Below are 4,493 nucleotides of genomic sequence, written 5' to 3'. Positions count from 1 at the left end.
TTCTATATCAACTACGGATTTGTTTGAGGCAGCATACATTTTAGGACACCACCAATAAATGAAAAAGAATAAAACTTATAAAGTTGATTTTTATCGGATAATCCTTAAAGATGACAATAATGTCTCACATTCATTATTTAAAATTCTTACCAACAAGGAATATCAGGTTATTTCAATTGGGGATGATGAGTATAAAGTCACCATTAAAGACAAAAATGAAGATTTTTTAAAGGGTGAGATTCGGAAATACCGCAATCAAAATGATAAGCCTATCATTGTGCAGCGTGGAAATAATTCTCCTGATATTGACAGTTTGTTACCTTTAAATGCAGATGAGTTTTTGACTGATTGGAATCAGTTTATTTTAACCAAAAGGGATGTTCTTATTTATCAAGTAAATAAGAATGGAGCGTATATTAGTAAATTTATTGATTACTGGAAAAAAGCGCTTTCTTACCAATATAATTTAGATATTGTTAGGCTGATTAAAAAGGGGGCATTGCAAAAAATTCTTTCCGGAGTGTATGAGTATCGCCGGTATGAGATTAAAGTTTCCGTTCCTGAAAATCCCGAGTTTTATAATACTGAATATTTTGGTGATCTCCTAAGTGATGCGCTTATTTCACTCAAAAAGATGTCACCATCCTCACAGTCGGTAAAATTGAGTGTCTCGTCCGAGCATAAAAAATTGCCTTTGGAAAATATTTCAACCGTAGTTCAAGATCTACTCAAAAAATGGGGTAGTCGTACAGAAAAGGCTTACTTCCACAGCAAAGACCCTAATGGTTCGGTTGATCTTGTTGAGGATTTTTTAAGGAGTCAGTTTGACATAGCACCGGATGAAAATTTAGAGCATCTGCGTGCCGTAATTTTTGATAGACTGCTTGATGTCTACAATAGCAACAAAACTGATATTGATGAAGTTCTCTAGGATTTATGATTTTTTCCCGTGTTTGGCGGGTATAGTGGCATGGAGGTTGCACGATAAAGTGCATTCTTTTTACAGCGAACACGCGGATAAGGTTGGTTTATTACTCAACAATCTTGCGCAGTATGCCATTATGCTGTCGGGCTTTTTACTTGCCGTATTGACGATGATTTTAGCGATCAATACGCCATTGGCAAAACAATTGAATGCTTCTGGTCATCTTGTTAACTTAAAAAAACTTTTTTTATACTCCATCATTGTTTGGTTTTCCATATCAGTTCTTGCGTTGATAGCCATATTATGGCTTAGCATTTCTTGTATGATTGTTTTGGATTTTATTGTATTCCTTTTCCTATACGGCCTTTTGTTGCTGGCGATTTGTTTTTGGCAGTTTTCATTAGTGATAAAAATTACTTAATGATGGGTGTTATCTTTTTGGTTAGTGTCTGGATTCGGCTCTTATCCATAATACGATAATATCGGCAAGCGATAAGGGTGATAGCGTGATCATCCAGCGCATAAAGCTAGGCAGCGTGTTTTATTAATGCGGCGCGACCAATATTTGATGAGTGTGAATTTCAAGGGTTTAGTGTCGCGGTCAGTTTGATATCCAGCGCTTTCATGACTTTACTGATGGTGGCAAAGCGCGGGTCGCTGCCCGGGCGCAATGCCTTGTAAAGTGCTTCGCGGCTCATGCCGCTTTTTTGCGCGATTTCCGTCATGCCGCGCGCGCGGGCAATAATGCCCAGCGCATGCGCCAGTTCGGCCGGGTCTTCATCATCCAGCGCCAGTTGCAGATAGGCCGCGATGTCTTCCGCGTCGCGGAGTTGTTCGGCCATGTCGAAGGTGGGCAGGTCAGCGATACGGGTCATGTCAATCCTCCAAAGTTTGCACCATCCATCGTCATTTGCCGTAGTGATAGCGGCAGGAAATGATCGTCAGCGCGCGTTCGTCCACGGCGTAAACCAGGCGGTTGCTGTCATCAATGCGGCGCGACCAGAATCCTGCCAGATTGGCCTTGAGCGCTTCGGGTTTGCCGATGCCGGCAAAGGGTTCGCGCAGCGTTTCCTTGATGAGCAAATTAATGCGTTTCAGGGTCTTTTTGTCCTGTGCCTGCCAGTAAAGGTAATCCTGCCACGCCTCATCGGTGAAGGCGAGCAGGCGTTCAGTCATCGGCGAGTTCCTGCGGGGCGCTCTGGCCGTTTTGGTACTGGGCAATGGAGCGTTGCAGGTGCGCGGCGTTGGCGGGCGTTTTCAGCAGGTGCAGGGTTTCGGTCAGGCTGTTGTAGGTATCGAGCGACATAACGACGGCATCTTCGCCGTTGCGGCGGGTGATGAGAGTAATGTCGCGGTCGTTCGCCACCCGGTCAAGGACGTGTTTGAGGTTGCTGCGGGCGTCGCTGAAAGAGATGGTTTGCATGGCTGTTCCTGTACGGTATTTTGTACGAGTATAGTCGCGGGGCAGATGCCGCGCAAGGCGACTTACACTTCCATCTCCGCGCAACTGATTTGCACGGTGTAGCCGCCTTCGCCGAGGGTGTGCGTAATCTCTTTGATAAACCAACGGATTTCGTCAATCTGCGGCTTGAATCCCTCGACTTTTAGCGGCTGCTCGGCGAACAGTTCGGCGCGGCCAAACGCAAGGTTTAGCGAGAGGGCGCGGGTCTTGATGCGCTTCATTTCTGCCTCGGCGGCTTTCTTTGCTTCGGCTTCGCTGTGTTGTAGGTGGGGCAGCTATCACCGCCTGCTTCAGCTTTTTTTGCGCCATGCATCTAATGGCTATTGCTGCAAGTGGTCTGTAACGCCATTATGATTGATGTCGAAGTTACCTTGGGCAATACTGGCAAGAAAAGGATAAAAAGGTACGACAGTTACACCGGCAGCCCTACAGGCATTGGGAATTTTGATACGCTTTTTGATATTTGGATCGTAAGTTTCATGCGTGATGATCCCCATACCCTCTCTTTTTGCGAGAGCAACCAGCCAAGCATCTGCTTTGTTGCCTTGTGCAAACTCATTTTTCGCCGCATCGGTATATTGTGCTTCTCCTACTGACCACCCGATAATGTTTGCATATTCCAGCTGCGCTTGCAGTTCATCGAGGAAAAATCCTTGCGGCAATTGTGCTATCCATGCCGACAGGTCGTCTTTTTTATTGTTGATTTCTTTTTCTACGGCCTGAATGCTGTAAACAAGACCTTGATGATGCAGTTCAACAAGCAGTTTCCAGAAATTGGCGCAAAAACGGTGCCGGTATTCAAGATTGGCGGATTGGATGAAAATATTGCTGTCCAACAAATAGCGCATACGTCATCCTTTGGCCAGATAGGTCATGACGTTTTCCGGCCGGGTGTTCAGCAGCCGGGCGCCATCACGCAGGAGGATACGTCTCTCCAGTGCCGCGCGGGCAACAATATCGGTTAAACGTCGGCTGTTGCGCACCGGAAGGGTTTTGTAAAAATCGCCCCCTCCCGTTGTTCCTTTCTTCAGGGGAGGGAGCTTTTTTCTCTGCTGCCATTGTCGGAAAGTCTCGGCACTGATTTTATCTTGCTCCAGCGCCTTGATGGCGACGACATATTCACTGACGCGAAATTCTTTGGCCAATGCAGCGAGATTCACATCTAAAGTTTCACGCTCTTGCCAATTTTCAAGGAATTCCGCTTTGGGCAATAAAAATTCTGCGGCTGCCTGATTGCAAAATCTTTCAGTGCGGTTGTCACGCAATATGGTTGGTGCGGATACTGCGCTTTTCCCCAGCCATATATGCGCGGCTTCGTGCAATAGCGTAAACAATTGGGCGGCATGGGCATCATTAGTGTTGATGAATATTGCCGGTGTATAAGGGTCGGCTATGGCAAAACCGCGAAACATTTGTGGATCAAGCTTTCGCCGCGTAGCGTTTCCGACGATGCCATTTCTGAACACCAATATGCCCTGTTGTTCAAAAGCATGAACCAGATTACGCAGATATTCTTCTTTGCTGCCATTGCGAGCCACTCTCCCCAATGTGCCGCGAATATCGTTAACGACTGACTGAATGCTGTCTTGCAGATTGAATTTTCCCACAAAAGGCAATCTCTCCTTCTCGCCCATCTCTTGCAAGTAATCTGCATACCAGTCCAACTTGCGGTGAATGTCCGCCAATGTGTCGAAGAAATCCACATTCAACGGGACGGCATCATGTGCCGTACGGAAGTCCGGAAATTCCGCGCCACGAGAGGCATGCGGAAGATCCTGGAGGTAGAGAAAACCAAAAGGGATTTCCAGCAGGTTTGCCAGCTTTTCCGCCTGCTTTCGGGTCATGATTCCTTGGGCAAATTTGTCCGCCTTTTTTTCTGTCACACCTATCCGTTCTGCCAATGCAGGAACATTCATGCGCAAGCGTTCGGCTGCGCTGGTGATGGTATTTTCCGGTAAGCGAATTTCAAAACCCATGGTAGAAAAAGTTGGACTGCAACAATCCGTCTTATTGTAGCTTTTTTTCGTGCCAAAAATGACGGTGTCCTTCCGCTAGGGGCTGTTTACAATTCACTCATAGCGGTAACCAAACCATGATGCAGCCCAA

8 protein-coding genes are annotated in these 4,493 nt (G+C 46.4%); 2 read left to right on the top strand and 6 right to left on the bottom strand.

Features of this window, described 5'->3' with window-relative positions:
* Window positions 1-58: 58 nt before the first annotated feature.
* Window positions 59-931, top strand: coding sequence for a hypothetical protein (locus ACO54Z_RS05720; RefSeq protein ID WP_485996153.1), 873 nt, complete (start codon window positions 59-61; stop codon window positions 929-931).
* A gap of 46 nt (window positions 932-977) precedes the next feature.
* Complete coding sequence (locus tag ACO54Z_RS05715; protein WP_485996152.1) at window positions 978-1,346, top strand: hypothetical protein; 369 nt, start codon at window positions 978-980, stop codon at window positions 1,344-1,346.
* Between the two features lie 160 nt (window positions 1,347-1,506).
* Here the strand turns inward: ACO54Z_RS05715 and ACO54Z_RS05710 are convergent, their stop codons facing one another.
* The 6 genes from ACO54Z_RS05710 to ACO54Z_RS05685 all read right to left on the bottom strand — a co-directional run bounded on the left by ACO54Z_RS05710 (window position 1,507) and on the right by ACO54Z_RS05685 (window position 4,363).
* Window positions 1,507-1,800 carry an addiction module antidote protein gene (locus ACO54Z_RS05710; protein WP_485996151.1) on the bottom strand — a complete coding sequence of 98 codons (294 nt, stop codon included), beginning with the start codon at window positions 1,798-1,800 and terminating at the stop codon, window positions 1,507-1,509.
* Between the two features lie 31 nt (window positions 1,801-1,831).
* Complete coding sequence (locus tag ACO54Z_RS05705) at window positions 1,832-2,101, bottom strand: Txe/YoeB family addiction module toxin (RefSeq protein ID WP_485996150.1); 270 nt, start codon at window positions 2,099-2,101, stop codon at window positions 1,832-1,834.
* Window positions 2,094-2,348 carry a type II toxin-antitoxin system Phd/YefM family antitoxin gene (locus ACO54Z_RS05700; RefSeq protein WP_485996149.1) on the bottom strand — a complete coding sequence of 85 codons (255 nt, stop codon included), beginning with the start codon at window positions 2,346-2,348 and terminating at the stop codon, window positions 2,094-2,096. The genes ACO54Z_RS05705 and ACO54Z_RS05700 overlap by 8 nt, the downstream gene beginning before the upstream one ends.
* A 62-nt stretch (window positions 2,349-2,410) precedes the next feature.
* On the bottom strand, window positions 2,411-2,608 hold the full coding sequence (locus tag ACO54Z_RS05695; protein ID WP_485996148.1) for a hypothetical protein: 198 nt from the start codon (window positions 2,606-2,608) through the stop codon (window positions 2,411-2,413).
* Between the two features lie 99 nt (window positions 2,609-2,707).
* Entirely contained in the window at window positions 2,708-3,235 is a 528-nt protein-coding gene (locus tag ACO54Z_RS05690; protein WP_115612110.1) for a DUF4411 family protein, read from the bottom strand.
* Window positions 3,236-3,238: 3 nt separating this feature from the next.
* Complete coding sequence (locus tag ACO54Z_RS05685) at window positions 3,239-4,363, bottom strand: ImmA/IrrE family metallo-endopeptidase (protein WP_485996147.1); 1,125 nt, start codon at window positions 4,361-4,363, stop codon at window positions 3,239-3,241.
* Window positions 4,364-4,493: the final 130 nt, after the last annotated feature.

The organism is Cardiobacterium sp. (genome assembly GCF_057314735.1).
Note: the sequence above shows the minus strand (reverse complement) of the source record. Positions and strands in the feature narration are given on the sequence as shown.

Excerpts from the sequence above, each read along its gene's own strand:
- ACO54Z_RS05695 (WP_485996148.1), bottom strand. The coding sequence starts at position 2,608 with ATGAAGCGCATCAAGACCCGCGCCCTCTCGCTAAACCTTGCGTTTGGC.
- ACO54Z_RS05720 (WP_485996153.1), top strand. The coding sequence starts at position 59 with ATGAAAAAGAATAAAACTTATAAAGTTGATTTTTATCGGATAATCCTT.
- ACO54Z_RS05710 (WP_485996151.1), bottom strand. The coding sequence starts at position 1,800 with ATGACCCGTATCGCTGACCTGCCCACCTTCGACATGGCCGAACAACTC.
- ACO54Z_RS05685 (WP_485996147.1), bottom strand. The coding sequence starts at position 4,363 with ATGGGTTTTGAAATTCGCTTACCGGAAAATACCATCACCAGCGCAGCC.
- ACO54Z_RS05700 (WP_485996149.1), bottom strand. The coding sequence starts at position 2,348 with ATGCAAACCATCTCTTTCAGCGACGCCCGCAGCAACCTCAAACACGTC.
- ACO54Z_RS05690 (WP_115612110.1), bottom strand. The coding sequence starts at position 3,235 with ATGCGCTATTTGTTGGACAGCAATATTTTCATCCAATCCGCCAATCTT.
- ACO54Z_RS05705 (WP_485996150.1), bottom strand. The coding sequence starts at position 2,101 with ATGACTGAACGCCTGCTCGCCTTCACCGATGAGGCGTGGCAGGATTAC.